This is a genomic window from Variovorax sp. Soil_C_33 (assembly GCF_057656935.1).
In genome coordinates, this window is sequence record NZ_JBDGJK010000004.1 from 279,705 (window position 1) to 301,957 (window position 22,253).

At 68.0% G+C, this 22,253-nt stretch carries 22 protein-coding genes; 15 read left to right on the forward strand and 7 right to left on the reverse strand.

Annotated features, from left to right (window positions below; all coding sequences use genetic code 11):
• The first annotated feature begins 8 nt into the window (after positions 1 to 8).
• Genes AC3A6B_RS09005 through AC3A6B_RS09020 form a run of 4 tightly spaced genes read left to right on the forward strand, consistent with a single transcriptional unit; the run spans position 9 to position 3,899 of the window.
• Positions 9 to 1,277 carry a TIGR02270 family protein gene (locus AC3A6B_RS09005; protein WP_487836373.1) on the forward strand — a complete coding sequence of 423 codons (1,269 nt, stop codon included), beginning with the start codon at positions 9 to 11 and terminating at the stop codon, positions 1,275 to 1,277.
• Positions 1,278 to 1,281: 4 nt separating this feature from the next.
• Positions 1,282 to 1,455 carry a hypothetical protein gene (locus AC3A6B_RS09010; protein ID WP_487836374.1) on the forward strand — a complete coding sequence of 58 codons (174 nt, stop codon included), beginning with the start codon at positions 1,282 to 1,284 and terminating at the stop codon, positions 1,453 to 1,455.
• Positions 1,456 to 1,483: 28 nt separating this feature from the next.
• On the forward strand, positions 1,484 to 3,091 hold the full coding sequence (gene tagH / locus AC3A6B_RS09015) for a type VI secretion system-associated FHA domain protein TagH (RefSeq protein WP_487836375.1): 1,608 nt from the start codon (positions 1,484 to 1,486) through the stop codon (positions 3,089 to 3,091).
• A 22-nt stretch (positions 3,092 to 3,113) separates the two neighbouring features.
• A complete protein-coding gene (locus tag AC3A6B_RS09020) occupies positions 3,114 to 3,899 on the forward strand; it encodes a PP2C family protein-serine/threonine phosphatase (protein ID WP_487836376.1) in 786 nt (261 codons plus the stop codon).
• A 58-nt stretch (positions 3,900 to 3,957) separates the two neighbouring features.
• Here AC3A6B_RS09020 and AC3A6B_RS09025 read toward each other — a convergent pair whose 3' ends face one another.
• The 4 genes from AC3A6B_RS09025 to tssA all read right to left on the reverse strand — a co-directional run bounded on the left by AC3A6B_RS09025 (position 3,958) and on the right by tssA (position 7,693).
• Positions 3,958 to 4,443 (reverse strand): Hcp family type VI secretion system effector, encoded by a 486-nt coding sequence (locus AC3A6B_RS09025; RefSeq protein WP_487836377.1) that lies wholly within the window; start codon positions 4,441 to 4,443, stop codon positions 3,958 to 3,960.
• Positions 4,444 to 4,567: 124 nt separating this feature from the next.
• Positions 4,568 to 6,064 carry a type VI secretion system contractile sheath large subunit gene (tssC, locus tag AC3A6B_RS09030; protein ID WP_487836378.1) on the reverse strand — a complete coding sequence of 499 codons (1,497 nt, stop codon included), beginning with the start codon at positions 6,062 to 6,064 and terminating at the stop codon, positions 4,568 to 4,570.
• A 33-nt stretch (positions 6,065 to 6,097) separates the two neighbouring features.
• Positions 6,098 to 6,619: a type VI secretion system contractile sheath small subunit gene (gene tssB, locus AC3A6B_RS09035; RefSeq protein ID WP_487836434.1), complete on the reverse strand. Its 522-nt coding sequence runs from the start codon at positions 6,617 to 6,619 to the stop codon at positions 6,098 to 6,100.
• Positions 6,620 to 6,664: 45 nt separating this feature from the next.
• Positions 6,665 to 7,693, reverse strand: a complete 1,029-nt coding sequence (gene tssA, locus AC3A6B_RS09040) for a type VI secretion system protein TssA (protein ID WP_487836379.1) — start codon at positions 7,691 to 7,693, stop codon at positions 6,665 to 6,667.
• A 71-nt stretch (positions 7,694 to 7,764) separates the two neighbouring features.
• On the opposite strand from tssA, the gene tssJ reads away from it, so the two are divergent.
• Positions 7,765 to 8,322, forward strand: coding sequence for a type VI secretion system lipoprotein TssJ (tssJ, locus tag AC3A6B_RS09045; protein ID WP_487836380.1), 558 nt, complete (start codon positions 7,765 to 7,767; stop codon positions 8,320 to 8,322).
• An 8-nt stretch (positions 8,323 to 8,330) separates the two neighbouring features.
• On the opposite strand, the gene AC3A6B_RS09050 is transcribed toward tssJ, so the two are convergent.
• Together AC3A6B_RS09050 and AC3A6B_RS09055 are read right to left on the reverse strand one after the other, a co-directional pair.
• Entirely contained in the window at positions 8,331 to 9,419 is a 1,089-nt protein-coding gene (locus AC3A6B_RS09050; protein WP_487836381.1) for a type VI secretion protein IcmF/TssM N-terminal domain-containing protein, read from the reverse strand.
• Between the two features lie 20 nt (positions 9,420 to 9,439).
• A complete protein-coding gene (locus tag AC3A6B_RS09055) occupies positions 9,440 to 10,765 on the reverse strand; it encodes a DotU family type IV/VI secretion system protein (RefSeq protein WP_487836382.1) in 1,326 nt (441 codons plus the stop codon).
• A gap of 234 nt (positions 10,766 to 10,999) precedes the next feature.
• Between AC3A6B_RS09055 and AC3A6B_RS09060 the strand changes: the two genes are divergently transcribed.
• From AC3A6B_RS09060 to AC3A6B_RS09095, 8 genes are all read left to right on the forward strand, one after another.
• Positions 11,000 to 11,674: a response regulator gene (locus AC3A6B_RS09060; RefSeq protein ID WP_487836383.1), complete on the forward strand. Its 675-nt coding sequence runs from the start codon at positions 11,000 to 11,002 to the stop codon at positions 11,672 to 11,674.
• Positions 11,675 to 11,907: 233 nt separating this feature from the next.
• Complete coding sequence (locus AC3A6B_RS09065) at positions 11,908 to 12,438, forward strand: protein kinase family protein (RefSeq protein WP_487836384.1); 531 nt, start codon at positions 11,908 to 11,910, stop codon at positions 12,436 to 12,438.
• An 85-nt stretch (positions 12,439 to 12,523) separates the two neighbouring features.
• Positions 12,524 to 13,420 (forward strand): DUF1266 domain-containing protein, encoded by an 897-nt coding sequence (locus AC3A6B_RS09070; protein WP_487836385.1) that lies wholly within the window; start codon positions 12,524 to 12,526, stop codon positions 13,418 to 13,420.
• An 11-nt stretch (positions 13,421 to 13,431) separates the two neighbouring features.
• Positions 13,432 to 14,109 (forward strand): phosphoglycolate phosphatase, encoded by a 678-nt coding sequence (locus tag AC3A6B_RS09075; protein ID WP_487836386.1) that lies wholly within the window; start codon positions 13,432 to 13,434, stop codon positions 14,107 to 14,109.
• Between the two features lie 84 nt (positions 14,110 to 14,193).
• Positions 14,194 to 15,267 carry an NAD/NADP octopine/nopaline dehydrogenase family protein gene (locus AC3A6B_RS09080; protein WP_487836387.1) on the forward strand — a complete coding sequence of 358 codons (1,074 nt, stop codon included), beginning with the start codon at positions 14,194 to 14,196 and terminating at the stop codon, positions 15,265 to 15,267.
• The gene (locus AC3A6B_RS09085; protein ID WP_487836388.1) at positions 15,257 to 16,261 is read left to right on the forward strand and encodes a 3-hydroxybutyryl-CoA dehydrogenase; all 1,005 of its coding nucleotides are present in this window, start codon (positions 15,257 to 15,259) and stop codon (positions 16,259 to 16,261) included. The genes AC3A6B_RS09080 and AC3A6B_RS09085 overlap by 11 nt, the downstream gene beginning before the upstream one ends.
• Positions 16,261 to 17,061 carry an alpha/beta fold hydrolase gene (locus AC3A6B_RS09090; RefSeq protein ID WP_487836435.1) on the forward strand — a complete coding sequence of 267 codons (801 nt, stop codon included), beginning with the start codon at positions 16,261 to 16,263 and terminating at the stop codon, positions 17,059 to 17,061. The genes AC3A6B_RS09085 and AC3A6B_RS09090 overlap by 1 nt, the downstream gene beginning before the upstream one ends.
• Positions 17,058 to 17,915: a quinone oxidoreductase family protein gene (locus tag AC3A6B_RS09095; protein WP_487836389.1), complete on the forward strand. Its 858-nt coding sequence runs from the start codon at positions 17,058 to 17,060 to the stop codon at positions 17,913 to 17,915. The genes AC3A6B_RS09090 and AC3A6B_RS09095 overlap by 4 nt, the downstream gene beginning before the upstream one ends.
• Positions 17,916 to 17,922: 7 nt before the next feature.
• Here the strand turns inward: AC3A6B_RS09095 and AC3A6B_RS09100 are convergent, their stop codons facing one another.
• Positions 17,923 to 18,408: a MarR family winged helix-turn-helix transcriptional regulator gene (locus AC3A6B_RS09100; RefSeq protein WP_487836390.1), complete on the reverse strand. Its 486-nt coding sequence runs from the start codon at positions 18,406 to 18,408 to the stop codon at positions 17,923 to 17,925.
• A 137-nt stretch (positions 18,409 to 18,545) separates the two neighbouring features.
• On the opposite strand from AC3A6B_RS09100, the gene AC3A6B_RS09105 reads away from it, so the two are divergent.
• Together AC3A6B_RS09105 and AC3A6B_RS09110 are read left to right on the forward strand one after the other, a co-directional pair.
• Positions 18,546 to 20,729 (forward strand): thiamine pyrophosphate-dependent enzyme, encoded by a 2,184-nt coding sequence (locus AC3A6B_RS09105; protein WP_487836391.1) that lies wholly within the window; start codon positions 18,546 to 18,548, stop codon positions 20,727 to 20,729.
• Between the two features lie 10 nt (positions 20,730 to 20,739).
• Positions 20,740 to 22,239: an indolepyruvate oxidoreductase subunit beta family protein gene (locus AC3A6B_RS09110; RefSeq protein ID WP_487836392.1), complete on the forward strand. Its 1,500-nt coding sequence runs from the start codon at positions 20,740 to 20,742 to the stop codon at positions 22,237 to 22,239.
• Positions 22,240 to 22,253 lie beyond the last annotated feature (14 nt).

A 22,253-nucleotide genomic window follows, 5' to 3' on the forward strand; every position in this document is an offset into this window, starting at 1 on the left:
AGATTCCGATGTCGAACCAAGCCGCCCATCCCCTGCTGACGATCGTTCGGCAGCACGTCGAGGACAGTGCGGTCCTCTGCAACACCCGCTCCACGCTGGTCAGTGCGCCGCACGTCAAGCTGCGGCACCTGCGGCGCCTGGATGACCGGTTGGCGGCGCACCTCGATGGCGTCGCGGTGGCAGGCGAGTTCGGATCGCGATGCTGCGATGTCGCCTTGGAGCGGCCGGGTTTGGGGGAAGTTTTCACGGCAGCCGCGACCACGCTCCTGGAAGGCTATACAGCGGGCGTCAACAAGATGCTGGCGCTGGCCGAGGTGCTGCCGGAATCGCAACCCGGGTTGCTGCTCGCGTTCAACTGGGCTTCGGTCCAGTCGCTGCGTGGCATTGCGCGGGACCTGTTGAACTCGCCGAGCGCGTTCCGGCGAGTGGTTGGCATCGCTGCGTGCGATTCTCATCTGATCGATCCGGGGCCCGCACTGACTGCGGCGCTCGCAGACGGCGATCCACTGCTGCGCGCGCAGGCCCTGGGCGCCGCAGGCGAATGCGGACGGCGCGATCTGCTTGCGAACTGCGTGCACGCGATGAACGACGAAGACGGCGACTGCCGCTTCTGGGCGGCGCGCTCAGCGGCGCTGCTCGGCGAGTGCCACGCTGCGGTCCATGCGCTGCACGAGGTGGCGCTCGCGGCCGGGCAACATCGCTCGCGTGCACTCGCGCTCTTGCTCAAGCTCGCTACGCCAGCGCAAGGGATTCCTATCCTCAAGGAATTCGTCGAAGAGCCGGACGGTGCCCGCACGCTGATCAAAGGCCTGGGCGTGACCGGCGATCCGCATTTCGTTCCCTGGCTGATCGGTCAGATGCAAGACTTGAAGCTTGCGCGTCTGGCCGGCGAGTCGTTCAGCATGATCACCGGGCTCGACCTCGCGTGGTTCGATCTCGAACGCAAGCCACCGGAAGGCGTCGACATGGGACCCGCCGACGACCCCGAGGACGATGACATCGCCATGGACGAAGACGAGGGCCTGCCTTGGCCGGACCCGTCGAAAGTGCAGGCGTGGTGGTCGGCGAATTCGCAGAACTTCCAGCCGGGCATGCGCTATTTCATGGGTGCACCACCCACGTGGGAGCACTGCCTGCAAGTGCGAAAGGACGGCTACCAGCGCCAGCGCATCGCAGCCGCAGAGTACCTGTGCCTGCTGCAACCCGGCACGCCGCTGTTCCCCACCAGCGCACCCGCATGGCGCCAGCAGCGCTGGCTTGAAACGATGAACGCCTGACCGCATGGCCGCCAAATACATCCTCCCCCTGCTCGCCGCCGCATTCCTGCTGGCGGCCCTCTGGCGCCTGTCGCGCGACGGCTTCAAATTCGGTCCTGCCAGTCGCACATGGCTGACGATCGCGGTACTGTTCGGTGTGGTTTCCGGGTGGCTCTTCTTCTCTCCGATGCATTCATGACTTGGGAGCACGAATCGTGATCAATCTGGTGGTTGTCAAACTCCGCGGGGCACCGGTCGGGAGGGCGGTGTCGGCACAGTTCGGTCCTGCCGGCGGCACCATCGGCCGTGCCGATACCAACACGCTCGTCCTCGACGATCCCGACCGGACGGTATCGCGCGTCCATGCGCAGGTGCTGTGTCGCGGCGAGCGATTCTTCGTGGTCGATCGGGGCGCCAACCCGATGGTGCACAACGGCGTAACGCTCGGATCGGGCAAGGAAGCCGCACTGTCCGACGGCGATCGGCTCACGATCGGCGGTTTCGAGCTTTCGGTGCAGCAGGTGGCAGCCGCAGCCGATCCGCTGGGAGCCTTGGCGTCATCGCCGGGCGGACCGGCCGCGAGCGACGACGATCCCTTTGCCGATCTGCTCGCCGGGCTCGGGCCTGCGACGCCGCCCGCGCCGGCGCACCGCGCGGCGCCCGCAGCCGCTTCGCCGGTGCCGCTCCCCGATCCGTTCGCCGGCGGCGCGGGCAGCCGCAGCAGTCCCACGGACATCGATCCCTTTGCCGACCTGCTTGCGCCGGCGCCTTCCGACGGCGCGAAATCGGTCGTGGGCGGAGGCGCGCTCGATGACTTTTCCGACCTTGCCGCGCGGCCGGCCGGCAAGGCCGCCGGCATCGACGCGCTGTTCGGCGGCACCGGCGGGAGCGGCATGGGCGGCGATCCGCTGGCTCTTTCGCCGCTGGCCGACCCGCTGCTGCAGCCGAACACGGCCGGTGCCAGCGATCCGTTCGCGGCCCTGCAGGGCAGCGCACAGCTGGCGCCGGCCGCACGCAGCGACCACCTGCCGATCGGCCAGTACGGCTATGTGCCGCCCAGGGCGACCACGCCGCCAGGGGCGTCATCCTCGTTGGACGACCTAGAGGCGTCGCCGGACAACGCACTGAAGTTCGACGACATGACGGGGCTGCCGATCGCGGCGCAGGCTTCTGCTGCTGCACCGCTGCCGCGGGCGGCTCCTGCGGCTGGCGTTGCTTCCGCTTCGATTCCTGCGTCCTCGCCCGATGCGCTGCTGGCCGCCTTCCTGCGCGGCCTGGGCAGCACGCACCAGATGCCCGAGATGCTCACGCCGGGACTGATGGAACGCGTGGGCGTGCTGCTGCGCGCCGCGACCGAAGGCACGCTGCAACTGCTGCTCACGCGCCAGGAGTTCAAGCGCGAGGTGCGCGCCGAGGTCACGATGATTGCCGCCCAGGCCAACAACCCGCTCAAGTTCTCGCCCACGGCCGAGGTCGCGCTCGCGCACCTGCTGGGGCCCCGCGTGCGCGGCTTCATGCCGGCCGATGCGGCCATGCGCGATGCCTACGACGACCTGCGCGCCCACCAGTTCGGCGTGATGGTCGGCATGCAGGCCGCGCTGGCCCACGTGATCGAGCGCTTCGGACCGGAAGAGCTCGAAAAGAAGATCGCGGCCAGGTCGGCGCTCGACAGCCTGTTTGCCGCCAATCGCAAGGCCAAGCTGTGGGACCAGTTCGTCGCGCTTTACGCCGGCATCGCAAGCGAAGCGGAAGACGACTTCCACACCCTGTTCGGCAAGGCTTTCCTCGAGGCCTACGAAGAGCAGATGGCGCGCCTCAAATCCGGCGGCGGCTGAAGAGAACAAAAGAGGAGGGCATGTGGACATAGAGATCGTCACCCTGTCGAAGCAAGGCGGCCGCAGCTACAACGAAGACGTGTTCGGCCACTGGAACGACGGCCGCTTCGTCGCCTGTCTGGTGGCCGACGGCGCGGGAGGCCACGGCGGCGGCGACGTCGCGGCGGCCATCGCGCGCAGCAGCGTGCTGGAAGGCTTCGCTGCGAATCCGGGGCTCGATGCCGGGCTGCTGCGCCGGCTCATAGTGCGCGCCAACCTCGATATCGTGGCGCGTCAGGCCGAGGGCGGCAAGCTGGCTGCGATGCGGTCCACGGTGGTGCTGGCCGTGGTCGACCTGCACGAGAACCAGATCGCCTGGGCCCACAGCGGCGACAGCCGCGCCTACCTGTTTCGCGCCGGTGCGCCGGTAGCGCGCACGGTCGACCACAGCCTGGTCCAGCAGATGGTGGCCGGCGGCATGCTCGACGAGGAGGGCGCGCGCCTTCATCCGCAGCGCAACATGCTGTTGTCGGCGCTGGGCTCGGTCGACGAGCCGCTCGAGATCGCCGTCGCCGAACCCATCGCGCTGCTGGCGGGCGACGTGCTGCTTCTGTGCACCGACGGGATCTGGGAGCCGCTCGGAGACGGCTGCCTGCTCGACACGCTGCGCGCTGCGAACAGCGCAAGCCGATGGGTGGAGGAAATCGACCAGCAGGTCAGGGCCAAGGCCAAGCCGGGCTACGACAACTACACCGCGTTAACGCTGTGGGCCCATCCCGACGACCCGGACGACCCGGACGACCAGGTGACGCAGCGGCTGCCGCCCTGATTCTTCTTGTTCCTCCTCCTCCAGCGGCGCCCGCGCGTCGCGGGCGCCCGGGCCAAGATCAGCCCGTCTTTACGTTGGCCCGGATATCCCAGGCCGCGGTCTTGGCCGCGTCGAGCGTGCCGTCGGCCTTCTGCGGCTTGTACTCGTACTTGAACTTCGCGAAGTTCAGCGTGATGTTTTCCGTGAGACGGTCCTCGCCACCGCTGCCGCCGGTGGACATGGCCGAGACCAGCACCTCGGTGAGCGTGATCGTGAGGTACTCGAGCGCGTTCTCGCCTGCCTTGCGCACCACCAGCGTCGCATCGGGATAGTGCTTGCCGTTGCAGCACGCGAGCAGCAGCGCATTGGAAGAGGAGTCGACGTACTTGGTGAAGGACAGGTCCTGGACGCTGACCTTGCCCGCGCCGCCACCGCTGCCCAGGTGCATGCTGCCCGACTGGCTGGCACCCCAGCTCCAGGCCAGCACGTCGATCTCCTCCTTGTGCTTGCTGTCTTGCGACTCGCCCTTGACGTCGCCGACCTTGATAAACATGTCTACGGCCATGATTCCCACCTTTCAGTTTGTGAACCCAAGAAAAATCAGCTTCCTTGCAGTACGCCCCGCGGGCAAGCTCGGCAGCTGTAAAGAGAACGAACTGCGCGTTCCGTTTGCAACGATTCGCCGAAATTTATTTGCCGCCCTTGGCCGACGGCAGCTTCGAGACCAGGCGCAGCGACACGGTCAGGCCTTCGAGCTGGTAGTGCGGGCGCAGGAAGAACTTGGAGCTGTAGTAGCCGGGATTGCCTTCGACTTCCTCGACCACCACCTGGGCCGCGGCCAGCGGCTTGCGGGCCTTGGTCTCCTCGGAGGAGTTGGCCGGGTCGCCGTCCACGTAGTTCATGATCCAGTTGTTGAGCCAGCGCTCCATGTCGGCTCTTTCCTTGAAGCTGCCGACCTTGTCGCGCACGATGCACTTGAGGTAGTGCGCGAAGCGGTTGCAGGCAAAGAGGTAGGGCAGGCGCGCCGCGAGGTTGGCATTGGCCGTCGCGTCGGGGTCGTCGTACTCGGCCGGCTTGTTGAGCGACTGGGCGCCGATGAAGGCGGCGAAGTCGGAGTTCTTGCGGTGGATCAGCGACAGCAAGCCGGCCTTGGAGAGTTCGGCCTCGCGCCGGTCGCTGATCGCAATCTCGGTCGGGCACTTCTGGTCAACGCCGCCGTCGTCGCTCGGGAAGGTGTGCAGCGGCAGGTTCTCGACCGCGCCGCCGGACTCGATGCCGCGGATTCGCGAGCCCCAGCCGTAGAGCTTGTACGAGCGGTTGATGTTGGTGGCCATGGCGTAGGCCGCGTTGGCCCAGCTGTACTTGCCATGGTCTGAACCCGAAACCTCTTCCTCGAAATCGAACTCCTCGACCGGATTGGTCTTCGCGCCGTAGGGGGTGCGGGCCAGGAAGCGCGGCATGCACAGGCCGATGTACTTGGCATCGTCGGACTCGCGCAGGCTGCGCCATCCCGCGTATTCGGGCGTACCGAAGATCTTGGTGAGGTCGCGCGGATTGGCGAGCTCCTGCCACGACTCCATCTGCATCAGGTTGGGGCTCGCGCCGGTGATGAAGGGCGCATGCGCCGAGGCCGCGAGCTTGGCCATCTCGCCCAGCAGCTCGACGTCGGGCGGACTCTGGTCGAAGTGGTAGTCGCCGACGATGGCGCCGAAGGGCTCGCCGCCGAACTGGCCGTATTCCTGCTCGTAGATCTTCTTGAACAGCGGGCTCTGGTCCCAGGCGGCACCCTTGAACTTCTTCAAGGTCTTGTGCAGCTCCTTCTTGGAGATGTCCATCACGCGGATCTTGAGGTTCTCGTCCGATTCGGTGTTGTTCACCATGTAGTGCAGGCCGCGCCAGGCGCTCTCGAGCTTCTGGAACTCCTCGTTGTGCAGGATCTTGTTGATCTGCTCGGTGAGCTTCTGGTCGATCGCGGCGATCATGGCCTGGATCGACTTGGTCACGTCCTTGCCGATGACCTGCGTGTTGGCCAGTGCCTGCTGCGCCAGCGTGAGCACGGCTGCTTCGACGGCGCTCTTGGCTTCGTCGCTGCGCGGTTTGAACTCCTTCTGCAGGAGCGACGAGAAGTCGCTTCCTTCGTAGGCCACGTCTTTCAGGGCGCTCTGCTGCTCGAGTGCTTCAGCCATGTCGGGTTCTCCTCGTGTGCAAAAAAATGGGCGTCACGCGGCCGGCGCGGCGCTTTCGTCGGGCTTCTTGCTGGCGGCCAGCGTTTGCAGCAGTGCCGGGTCTTCCAGCACCTTGGCCAGCAGGTCTTCGGCGCCGCCCTTGCCGTCCATGTAGGTGACCAGGTTCGACAGCTGGGTGCGGGCTTCCAGCAGCTTGTTGAGCGCATCGACCTTCTTGGCCACGGCCGCGGGAGAGAAGTCCTCCATGTTCTCGAAGGTGATGTCGACCTTGAGCTCGCCCTCGCCGGTCAGCGTGTTCGGCACCGAGAAGGCCGCGCGCGGCTTCATGGCCTTCATTCGCGTGTCGAAGTTGTCGGTGTCGAACTCGAGGAACTTGCGATCGCCCACCGGCGCCAGCGGATCGGCCGGCTTGCCCGAGAGGTCGGCGAGCACGCCCATCACGAAGGGCAGCTGGACCTTTTTCTCCGCGCCGTAGAGCTCCACGTCGTACTCGATCTGGACCCGCGGCGCCCGGTTCCGGGCGATGAATTTCTGGCTGCTCTTGGACATGGAAATGCTCCTTGCGAGGGTGGGTGTCGGAGGGTGAGAGACGCGTGGCGCTCACGCGGTGGTCTGCTTGCCGGTCACGGTCTCGATGGTGTCGAGTGCGTTCGGCGCGAGATCGGCCATGATTTCGAAGAAGCTCACGCCGATGAGCTTCTTGGCGCGTGCGATCAGGAGCGGCGCCGGGTTGCCCGGCTCGGCCTGTTCGAGATAGCGGATCACGCGGTCCAGGGTCTGGAGCGCGTCCTGCCGGGTCCGGATTTCGCCGGGTACCGCGGCCCGCGCGACGGCGGCGTTGCCGGTGCCGGTTTCTGCAGCAGCTTCGGCCTCTGCCTCGGCTTGCGCCGCGGGGCCGGCGACCGCGGCGCAGGCCTTGCCCAATACGTTGGCGATCGCGCGCAGCGGCCCGAGATCGATCAGGTCCGTGCGGCCGGTGCGCTCGACGATCAGCGTCTGCAACTGCGTGACCAGCGTGGGCATTTCCATCAGCGTCTGCAGCACCTCGGGCGTCTCGCCGTGGATGGCCTCGAGCCCGCCGTGGACCTGCGCGGCGGAGTAGCCGGCTTCGCCCGCCGCCGCCAGCGCGTTGTGCGCGATCGCGATGTCGCGCACGCGGATCGGCCCGACCCCGCGCGCCACGCCGACACTGGCTTCGTACAGGTCGCGCAGCACCATGCCTTCGTCGGTCAGCGGTGCGAGCGCGTTGAGGCGCATCGTGGGGTCGTTGTCGTCGTCGGCATCCAGCTTTGGATGTATGCCTTCCCAGTGGCGGTCGAGCAGGCCGGTCAGCAGGCGCAGGCTCATCACGAAGCCGGCGATGCCTTGCATCCGGGTGCTGGCGCGCAGCAGCAGCACGGCGGCCCGGACGTCCTTGGTCCGGCCCAGCAGGGCCTGCGCGTGTTCGGCCACGGTGCGCCACTCGGGTTCCACCGCTGGGATCACGGTGTCGCCGAACTGCTGCTCGGGCTTGCCCTGTGCTGCCGAGGCCAAGGCGGTGAACGCCGGGTCGTACTCGAGGTCGTCACCGCATGGCGAGGCTTCGCTGATGGGAGCCTGCAGGGCCTCGACGAGTTCGGGTGTCAGCATGTTGCCTGTTGAAGTTCACTGGGGATAATCAAAGATGCCCACCGACCGGTCAATGCAACGAAGGAAATAGCATGAGAGACCCTGGTACACGCCGTTCGCCCTATGGACGTCTTCACGATGCGGGGCTTCGGCGCGTGCTGGCGGGCCTGGGCCTGCTGCTGGCATTCGCATTCGCCGCCGGCTGTTCGAGCCCGCCGCCTCCGCCAAAGCCGGTGGTCACGCCGATCGCGATGACGCTGGCGGCCGGCGCCGATGCCAATCCCGACGCGCGCGGGCGGGCCTCGCCGCTCACGGTGCGCGTCTATGCGCTCAAGACCAGCGGCGCCTTCGAGGCCGCCGACTTCTTCTCGCTGTTCGAGAAAGACCAGGCCACGCTCGGCGCCGAGATGGCCCAGCGCGAAGAGCTGCTGCTGCGGCCCGGCGACAGCAGGAAGCTCGAGATGACGCTGGCGGCCGACATCAAGGCGATCGGCGTGATGGCGGCCTACCGCGACCTCGACCGCGCGCGCTGGCGCGAGGTGCGCGCGATCGAGCCGGGCAAGCCGCTGCTGGTCGGCGTGAACTTCGGTGCGCGCCAGATCCAGATCCGCATCGAGCCGGCACCGCCGCCGCCGGCGCCGAAGAAGTAGCCGCATCGCTACGCACGCGCCAGCGGCTGGTCGCCGGGCAGGAAGCGCTGGAACAGATCGGCGACGAAAGCGTCGTCCTCGCTGTCCGCGGGGGCGGCGGTGAGATAGAGGCCGCGCCAGTGCGCCGGTGCGAGCGTGCGGCCGAGGCCGTTGTCGAACATGTGTTCCGCCAGCGTACGCAGGCCGGGCTGCAATGCGCGCAACTGCTCCACGAAGCCGTGCGTGGCCAGCCGGCGCGCCGGCTCCGGCTGGCTGCGCAGCAAGCCCATGCGCAAGGCATGCAGCCGCAGGCTCAGCGGGCCGAACAGATCGTCGAGCCGGGGACCCGCCGCATTGGCCGGCAGCCGATGCCCCAGCGCCTGGGCCAACGCCCCGGGCGGCAATGCGTTACGGAACACCTCGTAGCCGGCGAGCCGCTGCAGGCCGGTCACGACCAGGTAGACGGGCAGGTGCAGCCGCAGATGCTCGGCCGCTTCGTCGACCCGCTGCCGCAGGCGCGTCGCATCGGCAGCCAACGCCTGGGCGTCGCCAATCAGGCTTGCGGCGCTCACGCAGACCACGATGCCGTTGAGCGGCAGGCGCTCGCGTTGATTGGCGAGCGCCAGCAGCGCTTGGTACCAAAGGCTTCGCTCGTGCCGCGACGCCGGCTCGCGCACCGCGCCCGGGCTGGTTTCGATCGCGATCATCGAGCGCAGGAAGTGCCAGCGCCAGAAGCGATCGCCGCCGGCGTCGGGCTCCGATTGAAGCGGCGGCGGGGAGGCGCGGCGGGCCGTGGCCAGCAGCCCGGGCAGATCGGCCGACGCGTCGCCGATGAACAGGAACCAGGGCTGGTCATAGAGCGGATTGCGCACCGCGCGCTGCGCCGGCGAACGAAGAAGCAGTTCGCGCGCCTGCACGATGGCCTGCCGCAGGGCGGCGAGCGCTGCCTGCTCCGGCGCTGTCGACGGCGGGCCGAGGACTTCGATGCGCCGTCGCAGCAGCCGCCGCCGCGCGACATAGCGCGCGCCCAGCATGAACCACCAGAAGGCGAGAAGCCCCAGCAGGCACAGAGCGAGCAGCGGCCAGTAGTACGTGGGCAAGGGGTGCAGGGCATTCATGGAAGGGTGGAAGACGCCGCTCAGCGCGAGACGGTTTCGAGGAAGACGACATCGGCGATCGGCCGACCGCCCGCTTCGTTGGCGGCCAGCGATTCGCGCAGCCGTTGCAGATAGGCCGAGGCCAGTTCGAAGGGTGGCCTCTCTGCGGCTCCGTTGAAAGGCGTGGGGGAGGACAGGGCCGTGACCAGTACCGTGCCGAAGGGCGGACTCACGAGCCAGCTCGAGGGGATGTCGCGGCCCAGCTCGATGCTTTCGCCGGCGCGCAGGCGGGCCTGGCCGCGGTTCGCATTGAGATGCATCACCGCGCCGTCGGCCGTGAAGTAGTCGACCCAGAGATAGCCGTCGTAGTCGGCGTTCGTGGCCTGCACCAGCACGAGATCGCCTTCACGCAGCCGGCCGTTCTGTGCACCGAGGGCCGCGACCTTCAGTCCGTGCCGCTTGTCGCGGTTGCGCGCCTGGTAGGGCTTGAGGATGGCGACGACCTCGCAGTGCGGCCATACGCGCAGCTGGAGCTGGAAGCTCGCCGCGCTCACGCCCGGCATGGCACGTACCTCGCGCTCCACGCGCGCCATGTCTTCCGCCAGCGAGACGAAGCCGCTCACGCGCGTCGCGCCGCCGTCGCCCACCGTGGCGGCAAGGTCCGCGCAGGCGTAGTTCTGGAGCTGCTGCTCGACGCGCTGGGCCAGCGTGGGTGGCGCCTCGCGCGGGCCGTTCAGCATCGAGCCCAGCAGGTACAGGAGCGGAATCAGCAGCGCGAGCGCGCCGGTGGCACGCAGGAGCGCCCGCTCGCGCCGCTCCGGGATGCGCGGACCCGGCGGGTCGGGCACGTTGTAGGGCTGGGGCGTGATGCGGTCTGCGGCCAGGGCCTCCGGTGCGAGCGGCTGCACCGGCAGTTGCTGTCCATGCAGTTCCTTGAGCTTGCCGAGCTCGCCGCGGTCGCCGTTTTCGAAGTAGTACTGGCCCTTGAAGCCGTGGACCAGCGCATGCCAGTAGATCTCGCGCACCTCGCCGTCGTCGGCCTGCAGCGCCGACAGATGGTGGAAGAACTCGCTGTGCGCGTTGTTGGAATTGAAGAGCTGCACCTGCAGCGGCGTCACGCCGGTGCCGAAGCCGGGATTGCGTGCGACGATCTCGTCGAGCCAGGCGACCATGGCGAAGGATGCCGATTCGATGCGCTGGGCCGGGATGCCCGCGACCCCGGCTGCAACGCGGGCCTCCTCGAGCAGATCCAGGGCGCGGCGCTGCACCGCGTCGGGCGAGAAGGTCGTGCGCCCGCCGGCGATCGCCGCGTCGAGCTCGAGGCCATAGGAGAACAGGTCGCAGAAACAGTCGAACAAGCGAGCCATGAAACGCCCGCGCTATTCTTCGGTGATGGCGGGAGCCTTGGGTTTGCGCCTGCATCGATGGCACATGCCGATGTCCCTGTTTTTCGTTGGATGTGGGATTCATTCTTTCAACGCCCCCCAGGGCCCACCATATCGCTTGGGGACTATGTCGTTCGTGGAGCCGGCGAGCCTTGCCGCGCGCCGCGATCGCCGTTATCTTTCGTACTCGTTGAGTTCACTTATGTTGGGGCCGCCATGAAAATCCTGATCGCCGACGACCACCGGCTCGTCATCGAGGCGGTCAAGGCCAAACTGTCGGAAATCGAACCCGGCATCGAATTCGTTCTGGCGATGAGCGTCGACGAACTGCTCGCCGGTGCCTCCGACGACATCGACCTGGCCGTGATCGACCTGAACATGCCCGGCGCCGACGGCCAGGCCCACGTGGACGAGATCCGGCGCCGCCATCCGACGGTGCCGGTCATCGTGCTCTCGGGCTACGAAGACCCCGCCATCATGCGCAGCGCGCTCGAGCGCGGCGTGCTGGGCTTCATCCCGAAGGCCTACTCGCCCGAGGTCATGCTGTCGGCCGTGCGGCTGGTGCTGGCGGGCGGCGTCTACGTGCCGCCGATGATGCTGTCGGCCGTGCCGCCCGGCATCGTGGCCGGCGTGGCGGCGGGAGATGCCGCGCAGCGCGCGTCGGCCGCCGCGGCGGCGCAGACGCTCGAGCACCTGCGCAGCGTGCTCACCGAGCGCCAGGTCGAGGTGCTGCAACTGCTGTCGCAGGGCAAGCCCAACAAGCTGATCGGGCGCGCGCTGGGCATCAGCGAGGGCACGGTCAAGATCCACTTGGCGGCGATATTCCGCGCGCTCAACGTGCGCAACCGCACCGAGGCGGTGGTGGCTGCGCAGTCACTGACCGAAGCCTGAGCTTCATCCGGAAGGCCTTTGCCGTACCCGGGCGCAGGCCTGCTGCGTCGAGCGGGAGACGCCTTGCACGCAAGGCGCACTGCGTCAGATTTGACGGCGGTGATCCTGACCAATTGTCGCAATGTACGCGCACGCCTTCCGGCGCCGGCACCATCACACCCGGCGAGCAACGACTCTCGATGAGCTCGATGTCGCGGAAGGAACTCCCGGTGAAAACTGCCTCCTGGCATCGAATGAAGCTGATTCTCGAGCGCGCACTCGAGCAAACGCATGCGGCGCGACGCGAGTACGTGTTGCAGGCTTGCGGCAGCGACATGCGCTTGCGGGAAGAAGTGGGATCGCTTCTCGACGAAGCGGATGAGGCAACGGAAGGGTTTCTCGAGCTTCCAGCGACGCTTCCCATGGTTTTCGAGCCACGCGAACCTGAGTGGATCGGGAAGCGAATCGGGGCGTTCCTGATCCACGGCAAATTGGCATTCGGTGGCATGGGCCATGTATTTCTCGCGTCGCGCGACGATGGCGGGCCTGGCGAGACGCTGGACGTGAAGGTCGTGCGAGGCGATGGCACGTCCGCAATGCTGCGTCGAAGGTTCGACCAGGAGCGCCGCATCCACGCGGCGCTTCGTCATCCGTGTATCGCACGGGTGGTGGACACCGGCGTGCTGGACGATCACCCCTTCATGCTTCTCGAGCATGTCGAGGGTGAGCGCATCGACAAGTACTGTGCGCGCAAGCGGCTGGATATGCGAGCCCGCATCAGCTGATGCTCGAGGTCTGCATGGCGGTCGAGTATGTCCAGGCGCAACGGGTCGTTCATCGAGACATCAAGCCTGCCCAGCCGGAGTCGTCATGAATTTCCGGATTGCTCTTGTCGCCTTGTGGACCCTCTGCGCGGTTCTTCTGTTGAATGCCTGGGGAGGAAAGTCCGTCGCCCGCCGGGCTCGGCGGATCGCAGTTCGGCCCACGGAGCCGGTGTCGCCGGACCAGCTCTTCGGCTACCTGCTGAGCGCCAATTTCGCAGTGCTCGAAGGGGATGATTTCAATCAACTGGGGAGCTCGCTTGCCAAAGAACGGGTCGAGGCCATCCTCATTCAGCATTGGCGCGTGCAGCGCGGATGCGAATGCGTCTGGCTCGTCGAGCGCTGGCTTCGATCCCTGGGGACTGGTTTCCCGGCGGCCGCCTATGCGGCCTGGCGCAGCGGTCACGTCGCCGACTCCGACGCGTACGCGGCCCTGGAGGAAATCTGCAGATTCCTGGTGCAGGATGCGCGCGTGGTCGAGGCCCGGCAGATCCAGAACGTTCATCTGAATCCGGCGGCCTGGGAGATCCAGCAGGCGGTCTACCTGGTGCGTCTGGGTTTTTCGGCCGAATACTTGTCCAGAGCGAACGCGCAAGCTGCGCTCAGGCGCCTGCAGGAGGCAGCCCGCGCGCACTACGCGTCCTGGGAGGACTTCTCGCTGTCGGGGTTGATCGCCCTGGGCGTGCGCGGCCCGATCGATAGCTTCGACCTCGTCAACTGGCGCAAGATTGCGCGCAGCCATGAGGTATTGCTCCGCGCGCGGCGAACGACGCTCGCACATGCCGTGCGCTGGAAGGTTTTCACCGCGGTCTCTGCGCCTTCGAGCCGCCGGCTCGAACCAGCCCCGCAGTTGGCCGAGGCCTGGCGCTTGCCACTGCCGCTGCGAGCCCTGCTCGCGACGCGGCAGAATCAAGGCGATTCCCGGGCTTCCCACCGCGCGCCTTGAACTCCACTCGCTTGCACCTTTCGAACTTCGACGCCGCGATCGTCGACCTCGACGGCACCATGGTCGACACTCTCGGCGACTTCGTCGTCGCGTTGAATTGCATGCTCGACGGGCTCGAGTTGCACAAGGTCACGGCCGAAACCATCGCGACCATGATCGGCAAGGGTTCGGAACACCTGATCCATTCGGTGCTGCGCCACGTGCGCGAAGGCCGGGAAGTCGACAATGCCTTGTACGACCAGGCGTGGCGCCGCTACCAGCACCACTATCTGGCCATCAACGGCCGGCATGCGGAGGTTTACCCGGGCGTCGTCGACGGGCTGGCAGCGCTGCGTGCGCACGGCATCCGCCTGGCCTGCCTGACCAACAAGCCGACCGCCTTCGCGCGTCCGCTGCTGGCCGCAAAGGGACTCGATGGCTATTTCGACGTGGTGTTCGGCGGCGACGCCTTCGAGCGCAAGAAGCCTGATCCGCTGCCGCTGCTGAAGACCTGCGCAGCGCTCGGCAGCGCGCCGGCACGCACCTTGATAGTGGGCGATTCGAGCAACGACGCGCGCGCGGCACGGGCGGCGGGCTGCCCGGTGGTGCTGGTGAGTTACGGTTACAACCACGGCGAGCCGGTGCGCGCCGTGGACGCTGACGGCTTTGTGGATTCGATGGCGGAGCTGGGTCGGGTTCCTGATAGTTGACAATTGAATGGTTGAAAAGTAATGTATCTGCGAGCCCGTCGATTCGCGAATCGACGGTCCGTGGCCCACAACTTCTTCTCGACCATGAAAATTGCGATCCTGGGCGGCGGCCACGGCTGCTATGCCGCCGCTGCCGACCTGTCCGAAGCCGGCCATGAAGTGCGGCTCTGGCGGCGCGACGCCGATGCGCTCGCCGCTGTGCGGCAAGCCGCATCGATCATGCTGAAGGACGCGCGCGGCGCGCGCGAGGTGCCGATCGCCCTGGCGACCGCCGACATCGCCGAGGCCCTGCGCGGCGCGGCGCTGATCGTGATCCCGACCCCGGCCATTGCGCAGGAAGACATCGCCCGCGCCATGGCGCCGCACCTGGCGGACGGCCAGGTGGTGTTCCTGCCGCCCGGCACCTTCGGCAGCTTCGTGATGGCGCGCGTCGTCAAGCAGGCCGGCAGCCGCGCCGACGTCGCCTGGGCCGAGACCGGCACGCTGCCCTACCTGGCGCGCAAGCATGGCGAGCGCGAGGTCAACGTCACCATCCGCGCCATCCGCCTGCCGACCGGCGTCTACCCCGCGCGCAAGGAAGCGCAGGCGCTGGAAGTGATCCGGCAGGCCTACCCGAGCGTGCATGGCTGCGGCGATGCGCTGTCGGGCGCGCTGATGAACGCCGGCCCGGTGATCCACCCGCCGCTGATGGTGATGAACGCCGCGCCGCTGCAGCACTTCGAGCGCTGGGACATCCACAACGAAGGCACGCAGCGCGCAGTGCGCGACGTGACCGACCGGCTCGACCAGGAGCGCATCGCGGTGCGCGAGGCCTTCGGGCATGGCGCGCCGCACTACCCGCTGGCTGACCACTACAACAGCGACCGGTGGATGTATGGCGACGCCCACAAGCAGCTGGTCAAGTCGGGCGACTGGCGCGAGAACATCGACCTCTACGCCCATCGCTACATCACCGAAGACACCGAGCTGGGCCTGGCCTTTCTCGCCTCGGCGGCGCGCTACGCCGGCGTGGATGCGCCGATCGCGCACGGCTTGCTGGCCATCGTCGGCGGCTTCCTCGGGCGCGACCTGCGCCAGGGCCCGCGCACCTTCGAACGACTGGGCCTGGCCGGGCTCGACAAAACCGAGCTGAAGAAGAGGCTGCACGATGGCGAATGAGGCACCGGCGCCGCGCTTCGCCGCCGTCGGCGCGGGCCGGATGGGCCGCGGCATCGCGACCGCCTTTGCCTACGCGGGCCACCCCATCGCGTTGGTCGATCTGCGTCCGCGCAGCGGCGAGGCCTGGCAGAAGCTGCGCACTGAGGCGCGGGCCGAGATCGAGACCAGCCTGACGGGGCTCGCGCAACTCGGTGTCGTCGAGGCCGGCCAGGTGAGCGCGATCGCCGATCGCGTCGAGCTCGTGGGGGCCGCCGACGCGCCGCGCGCGCTGGCCCAGGCCGAGCTGGTCTTCGAAGGCGTGCCCGAGACGCTGGAGGCCAAGCGCGAGGCCTTCGAGCAGCTCAACCAGCATTGCCGCGACGACACGATCCTGACCTCGACCACCAGCAGCATCCTCGTGACCCAGCTCGCGGCGCTGGTGAAGAAGCCCGAGCGCTTCCTCAACATGCATTGGCTCAACCCGGCCTACGTGATCCCGGTGGTGGAGCTGAGCTGCCACCCGGGCACCGATGCCGCGGTGCTGGAACGCACCAAGCGCCTGATGGAACAGATCGGCAAGCTCCCGGTGGTCTGCGGCGCTTCGCCCGGCTACATCGTGCCGCGGCTCCAGGCGCTGGTGATGAACGAGGCGGCGCGGATGATCGAGGAGGGCGCGGCCACCGCCGAAGAAATCGACAAGGCCACGCGCTACGGCCTGGGCCTGCGCTTCGCCGCGCTCGGCGTGGTGGAGTTCATCGATTTCGGCGGCTGCGACATCCTGCACCACGCGAGCCGCGAGATGTCGGCCTCGATCGACAAGGGGCGCTATGCCGCGCCGGCGATCGTCGCCCGCATGGTGGCCGAGGGCCGGCTGGGCCTGAAGACCGGCAGCGGCTTCTACGACTACGAAGGCCGCGATATCGCGGCCTACCGGCGCGATGTGCTTGCGCGCACGCTGGGCATGCTCCGGCATGCGGGGCTGTGGCAGCCGCCGGCCGACAAGACGCAGCCATGATGAAGATCCGCCGCGCCTTCGCAGACCTGTCGGTCGGGCAGGTGCACTACGCGAGTTGCGGCGATCCGCGCGCCGAGACGGTGCTGCTGCTGCACCAGTCGCCGCGCAGCTGGGCCGAGTACCGGCACGTGCTTCCTCTGCTTGGCGCGCGCTTCCGGGCGGTGGCAATGGACACCGCGGGCTTCGGTGATTCCGATGCCGGCTCGGCGCCGGCGAGCATCGAGCAATGGGCGCGCATCGCGGTCGAGCTGCTCGATGCGCTGGGCATTGCGCGTGCGCACGTGGTGGGGCATCACACGGGTGGCGTGATCGCGGTCGAATTGGCCGCTTCCTTCGTGGACCGGGTGCATGGGCTGGTGCTGTCTTCGACGCCGTACACCGACGCGGCCTTCCGGCGCGCCCGCGCCGAGCGGCCGCCCATCGACGAGGTCGCGCCGAGCGACGATGGCAGCCATCTCGCGGCGCTGTGGCAGAAGCGCCAGTCCTTCTATCCGCCGGGCCGGCCCGAGCTGCTGGAGGCCTTCGTGCGCGACGCGCTCATGGTCGGGGCTCGGCTCGAAGAAGGCCATCGCGCCGTGGCCGCCTATCGCATGGAAGAGCGCATCGGGAGGATCGAGCAGCCGACACTGATCCTGCGCGCCACCGACGATCCTTTCGCCGCGCCGCATGCAATCGAACTGCAGGCGCACCTGCCGCACGCGCGCATCGTCGACATCGCCGGCGGCATGGTGCCCTTGCCCGACCAGATGCCCGAAGCCTTCGCCGCGGCGGTGCTCGATTTCCTGGAGACGCTGCCATGAAGGCCGTGCGCATCCATGCTTTCGACGCAGCGCCGGTGTTGGAAGAGATGGAAGATCCGCAGCCTCGCGCCGGCCGCAGCGTTGTGCGCATGGCCGCGGCCACCGTGGGCCATATCGACCGCACCGTCTGGAGCGGCGGCTTTCTCAAGCATCCGCCGCTGCCTTATGTACCAGGCGTGGAAGCCGCGGGCACCGTGGTAGCGAGCGAGCGCTTCGCGCCGGGCCAGCGCGTCTGGCTGCGCGGCGCCGGATTGGGCACGACGGCCGACGGCACCTGGCGCGAGCTGATCGACGCACCCGACGAGGCGCTGGGCCTTCTTCCCGACAAAGTCGACATGGCCCGCGGTTCAGCCTTCTTCTCGCCCTGCACCTCGGCCTGGATCGCGCTGCACGAGATCGCGAAGCTCCAGGCCGGCGAGCGCGTGCGGGTGACCGGAGCCACCGGCGCGGTCGGATCGATGGCGGTGCAGCTGGCGCGCGATGCCGGCGCCGAAGTGATCACCGAGGCCGGCGAACCGGTGACGCTCCTGGTCGATACCGTCGGCGGGCCGGTGCTCGAAGCGGCTTTGACCTGCGTGGCCCCCGGCGGGCGTGCGGTGCTGGTCGGCTATACGGCCGGCAACACGCTGGCGCTGGACATCGCGCAATTGCTGCAGCGCGACGTGGCGCTGCTGCCGCTCAACATGTTCCGGCGCGAGGCCGCGGGCCGCGCCGCTGCGCCCGAATTGCTGGAGCGCCTGGGCAATGGGCGGCTGAAGCTCGAGGTGAAGCGTTTCCGGCTCGACGAGGCGGCCACGGCGTTCGAATGGATCACGCAGCGCGGGCATCGTGGCCGCGCCGTCCTGATCCCCTGAGCGCAGTTCACTCCTCGTTCTCGTCGGTTTCGGTCTCCTGGGGCGCGTGCGCGTGCAGCTCGATCATCTGTCGCAGGGTGGTCTTCAGCTCTTCCGCGCGCAGCAGGCCGAAGGGCTCCAGCACCCGCAGTTCGTGTTCCCTGGCGAGCTCCATCAAGTGCTCCACCGTCTTGGCGCCCTTGCGCGTGATGCGCACCAGCGTAATGCGGCGATCACTGTCATGGGGCAGGCGCTCCACCTGGCCCTTGGATTCCATGCGGTCCAGAAGGCGCGTCACCGTCGGCTGCTTGGTCACCGTAACCTGGGCCAGCTGGCCGATGCTGATCGGCTCGCCGCCCGCCAGCGAGGCCATCACCCGCCACTCGGAGACCGAGAAACCGTGCTGGCGCGCCACCACGTGGAATTCCGTGGAGATCAGCTGGCTGGCCTGTGCCAGCAGCGCCGGCAGGTAATCGTCGACGAAGCGCAGCGGCTTAGCAGGCTTCGTTGCCATGAAGGGCCCCCGGTGCTGTGCCAGGCACGCAGCTTGCATGTCTAGGGTAATTCATGATTGTGGATACATTCAGTTGTCAACATTATATGGGCTGCACGATGAGGCGGCGCGCGCCGTCATGAGGAACAAGGCACATCATGGCTGAACGATCGTTCGTCGAGGAGGTCAAGAAGCTCCGACTTTCGGAGGGGGAGCTGTTCCGGGGCGAAGGCATCCTGGCCGTCACCAAGGCACTGCTCGAATCCGGGGTTTCCTACGTCGCCGGCTACCAGGGCGCGCCCATTTCGCACCTGATGGACGTGCTGGCCGATGCCCAGGACATCCTAGCCGAGCAGGGCATCCGCTTCGAGAACAGCGCCAGCGAGGCCACAGCCGCCGCCACGCTGGCCGCCTCGGTCAACTACCCGCTGCGCGGCGCCGTGACCTTCAAGGCGACGGTGGGCACCAACGTGGCGTCCGACGCGCTGGCCAACTTGGCTTCGGGCGGCGTGACCGGCGGCGCGCTGGTCATCGTGGGCGAGGACTACGGCGAGGGCTCCTCGATCATGCAGGAGCGCAGCCACGCCTTCGCGATGAAGTCGCAGATCTGGCTGTTCGATCCGCGGCCCAATCTGCCCTCGATCGTCGACGCGGTGAAGAAGGGCTTCGAGCTTTCGGAGGCCAGCCGCACGCCGGTGATGTTGCAACTGCGCATTCGCGCCTGCCACGTGCACGGGCAGTTCGTGGCCGGCGCCAACCGGCGGCCCGCGTTCACGATCAAGGACGCGCTCGAGAACCCGCAGCGCGACGTTGGCCGCATCGTGCTGCCGCCGGCGAGCTTCGTGCACGAGCAGGAAAAGGTGAAGGAGCGCTGGCCCGCCGCGGTGCGCTTCATCGAGGAGAACAGGCTCAACGAGTTCTTCTCGGAAGACGCCGACGACATCGGCATCATCGTGCAGGGCGGCAGCTACAACACCCTCGTGCGTGCCCTCGAACGCCTGGGCCTGGCCGACGTCTACGGCAACAGCCGGGTGCCGCTCTACGTGATGAACGTGGCCTACCCGGTCATCGAGAGCGAGGTGCTGCGCTTCTGCGAAGGCAAGCGCGCGGTCTTGATCGTCGAAGAAGGCCAGCCCAACTTCGTCGAGCAGAATCTCGCGACCATCCTGCGCCAGGCCGGCTCCACCACGGCGCTGCACGGCAAGGACATGCTGCCGGTGGCCGGCGAATACACCGCGGCCGAGCTGCTGAAGGGCGCGCGCAGCTTCGGCGAGCGCTACGGCCGGCTGCAGCCGTTGCCGGTGCCCGCCCCGGTGCGCAAGGTGATCCCGCTGATCGAGGTCGCCGACGTCGGTGTCGATGGCGCGCCCGAACCGGCCCTGCCGCTGGACGAGAACGTGCATGCACGCCCGCCGGGCTTCTGCACCGGCTGCCCGGAGCGCCCGATCTTCAGCGCGATGAAGCTGGTGGAGCGCGAGCTGGGGCCGCATCACGTGAGCGCCGACATCGGCTGCCACCTGTTCTCGATCCTTCCGCCCTTCAACATCGGCAACACCACCATGGGCTATGGCCTGGGCGGCGCCGGCGCCGCGGCGCTCAATGCGCCGGCGGGCAAGCGGGCGATCTCGATGATGGGCGACGGCGGCTTCTGGCACAACGGCCTGACCAGCGGCGTCGCCAACGCCGTCTTCAACAAGAGCGACAACCTGACCATCGTGGTCGACAACAACTACACCTCGGCCACCGGCGGCCAGGACATCCTGTCGTCGACCGCGCACAACGCGACGCGCAGCACCGGCCACGAGATCGAGCGCGCGGTGCGCGGCGTGGGCGTGAAGTGGGTGCGGACGATCCGCCGCACCTACGACGTCGCCGGCATGCGCGATGCGCTCAAGGAAGCGCTGACCACCAAGGAGAAGGGCCCGAAAGTCCTGATCGCGCAGTCCGAATGCATGCTCAACAAGCAGCGGCGCGAGAAGCCGCTGGTGCGCAAGGCGATCGCCGAGGGCAAGCGCATGGTGCGCGACAAGTTCGGCGTCGACTCCGACACCTGCACTGGCGACCACTCGTGCATCCGGCTGTCGGGCTGCCCCTCGCTGTCGATCAAGGCCAATCCCGATCCGCTGCGCACCGACCCGGTCGCCACGGTGCTGGAGAGCTGCGTCGGCTGCGGCAACTGCGGCGACGTCTCGCATGCCGCGGTGCTTTGCCCCTCGTTCTACAAGGCACAGATCGTCAGCAACCCGAACGGCTGGGACCGCTTGCGCGAACGCGTGCGCAGCGGCGTGATCGGCTGGCTCCAGCGCGGCGAGGCCAAGCGCCGCGCCGAGTACGCCTTCTGATGGTCACGCGATGACGCAACAACAACCGATCAAGATCGCAATTCTGGCCATGGGCGGCGAGGGCGGCGGCGTGCTGGCCGACTGGATCGTCGACATGGGCGAGGCCAACGGCTACGTGGCGCAGACCACCTCGGTGCCGGGCGTGGCCCAGCGCACCGGCGCCACCATCTACTACGTCGAGCTCTATCCCGAGGCGCAGGCCCGTGCCGACGGCGGCAAGCCGGTGCTGGCGCTGATGCCGCTGCCGGGTGACGTCGACGTGGTGCTGGCCTCGGAGCTGATGGAAGCCGGCCGCGCGGTGCAGCGCGGGCTGGTCACACGCGACCGCACGACGCTGGTCGCGTCGACGCACCGCGTCTATTCGATCGCCGAAAAAAGCGCGATGGGCGACGGGCGCGTCGACAGCGCCGAGCTGCTCGCGCACGCGGACAAGGCGGCCAAGCGCTTCATCCGCTTCGACATGGCGCAGGCGGCCGAAGACGCGGGCAGCGTGATCAGCGCGGTGCTCTTCGGTGCGTTGGCCGGGGCGGGTGTGCTGCCCTTCAGCCGCGCGCAGTTCGAGGCCACCATCGAGCGCGGCGGCGTGGGCGTGAAGCCCAGCCTCAAAGCCTTCGGCGCCGCCTTCGTGCGCGCGCAAGGCGCAGCGGTGGAAGAGGCGCCGATGGACCTGCCCGCCGCGGCGCCGCAGCCGAAGCACCCGGCCGTGCGCGCGCTGGTCGAGCGCGTGCAGCGTGACTTTCCCGCCGCCGCGCATCCAGTGCTGTTGGAAGGCGTGCGCCGGCTCATCGACTACCAGGACCTGGCCTACGCAGGCCTTTACCTCGACCGTGCGGCCGCGATCGCCGCGCTGCCGAGCAACGACGACCACCGCCTGCTGCGCGAGACCGCGCGCCACCTGGCGCTGTGGATGTCCTACGAAGACACGGCCCGCGTCGCAGCGCTTAAGACCCGTTCCTCGCGCTTCGATCGCGTGCGCGGCGAGGCCGGCGTGAAGGATGGGCAGGTGCTGGCGATCAACGAGTACATGCACCCCCGCCTGCAGGAGATCTGCGAGACGCTGCCGGCCGGCTTCGGGCGCTGGCTGATGAATTCGAGCCTGCCCCGCAAGCTGGTGGAGCGGCTCACGCAGAAGGGCCGCGTGATCCAGACCAGCTCGCTGCACGGCTACCTGATGCTCAGCACCGTCGCCGCGATGAAGCGCTGGCGCCGGTCCACGCTGCGCTATGCCGAGGAGAACCGCCGCATCGAGGAATGGCTGCAGCGCATCGCTGCCACCGCGGTGAGCCATCCCGAACTCGCGGTCGAAGTCGCGCAGTGCCAGCGCCTGGTCAAGGGCTACAGCGACACGCACGAACGCGGGCTGCGCAACTACGACACGGTGATGGCCGCCTTCCAGCGTGCCGGCGCAGGGCTCGCGCCGGCCACTTTGCGCGAACTGCGCGATGCCGCGCTGGCCGATGAACATGGGCACAAGCTGTGCGCCTTGCTGGCGCAGCACGCGCTGGCCTGAACAAGGGATGCGAA

Excerpts from the sequence above, each read along its gene's own strand:
- AC3A6B_RS09050 (WP_487836381.1), bottom strand. The coding sequence starts at position 9,419 with ATGAATGCCCTGCACCCCTTGCCCACGTACTACTGGCCGCTGCTCGCT.
- AC3A6B_RS09090 (WP_487836435.1), top strand. The coding sequence starts at position 16,261 with ATGAAGATCCGCCGCGCCTTCGCAGACCTGTCGGTCGGGCAGGTGCAC.
- AC3A6B_RS09070 (WP_487836385.1), top strand. The coding sequence starts at position 12,524 with ATGAATTTCCGGATTGCTCTTGTCGCCTTGTGGACCCTCTGCGCGGTT.
- AC3A6B_RS09005 (WP_487836373.1), top strand. The coding sequence starts at position 9 with ATGTCGAACCAAGCCGCCCATCCCCTGCTGACGATCGTTCGGCAGCAC.
- AC3A6B_RS09110 (WP_487836392.1), top strand. The coding sequence starts at position 20,740 with ATGACGCAACAACAACCGATCAAGATCGCAATTCTGGCCATGGGCGGC.
- AC3A6B_RS09060 (WP_487836383.1), top strand. The coding sequence starts at position 11,000 with ATGAAAATCCTGATCGCCGACGACCACCGGCTCGTCATCGAGGCGGTC.
- AC3A6B_RS09065 (WP_487836384.1), top strand. The coding sequence starts at position 11,908 with ATGAAGCTGATTCTCGAGCGCGCACTCGAGCAAACGCATGCGGCGCGA.
- AC3A6B_RS09085 (WP_487836388.1), top strand. The coding sequence starts at position 15,257 with ATGGCGAATGAGGCACCGGCGCCGCGCTTCGCCGCCGTCGGCGCGGGC.
- AC3A6B_RS09100 (WP_487836390.1), bottom strand. The coding sequence starts at position 18,408 with ATGGCAACGAAGCCTGCTAAGCCGCTGCGCTTCGTCGACGATTACCTG.
- AC3A6B_RS09025 (WP_487836377.1), bottom strand. The coding sequence starts at position 4,443 with ATGGCCGTAGACATGTTTATCAAGGTCGGCGACGTCAAGGGCGAGTCG.
- AC3A6B_RS09105 (WP_487836391.1), top strand. The coding sequence starts at position 18,546 with ATGGCTGAACGATCGTTCGTCGAGGAGGTCAAGAAGCTCCGACTTTCG.
- tssC (WP_487836378.1), bottom strand. The coding sequence starts at position 6,064 with ATGGCTGAAGCACTCGAGCAGCAGAGCGCCCTGAAAGACGTGGCCTAC.
- tssA (WP_487836379.1), bottom strand. The coding sequence starts at position 7,693 with ATGCTGACACCCGAACTCGTCGAGGCCCTGCAGGCTCCCATCAGCGAA.
- AC3A6B_RS09095 (WP_487836389.1), top strand. The coding sequence starts at position 17,058 with ATGAAGGCCGTGCGCATCCATGCTTTCGACGCAGCGCCGGTGTTGGAA.
- AC3A6B_RS09010 (WP_487836374.1), top strand. The coding sequence starts at position 1,282 with ATGGCCGCCAAATACATCCTCCCCCTGCTCGCCGCCGCATTCCTGCTG.
- tssJ (WP_487836380.1), top strand. The coding sequence starts at position 7,765 with ATGAGAGACCCTGGTACACGCCGTTCGCCCTATGGACGTCTTCACGAT.
- AC3A6B_RS09080 (WP_487836387.1), top strand. The coding sequence starts at position 14,194 with ATGAAAATTGCGATCCTGGGCGGCGGCCACGGCTGCTATGCCGCCGCT.
- AC3A6B_RS09055 (WP_487836382.1), bottom strand. The coding sequence starts at position 10,765 with ATGGCTCGCTTGTTCGACTGTTTCTGCGACCTGTTCTCCTATGGCCTC.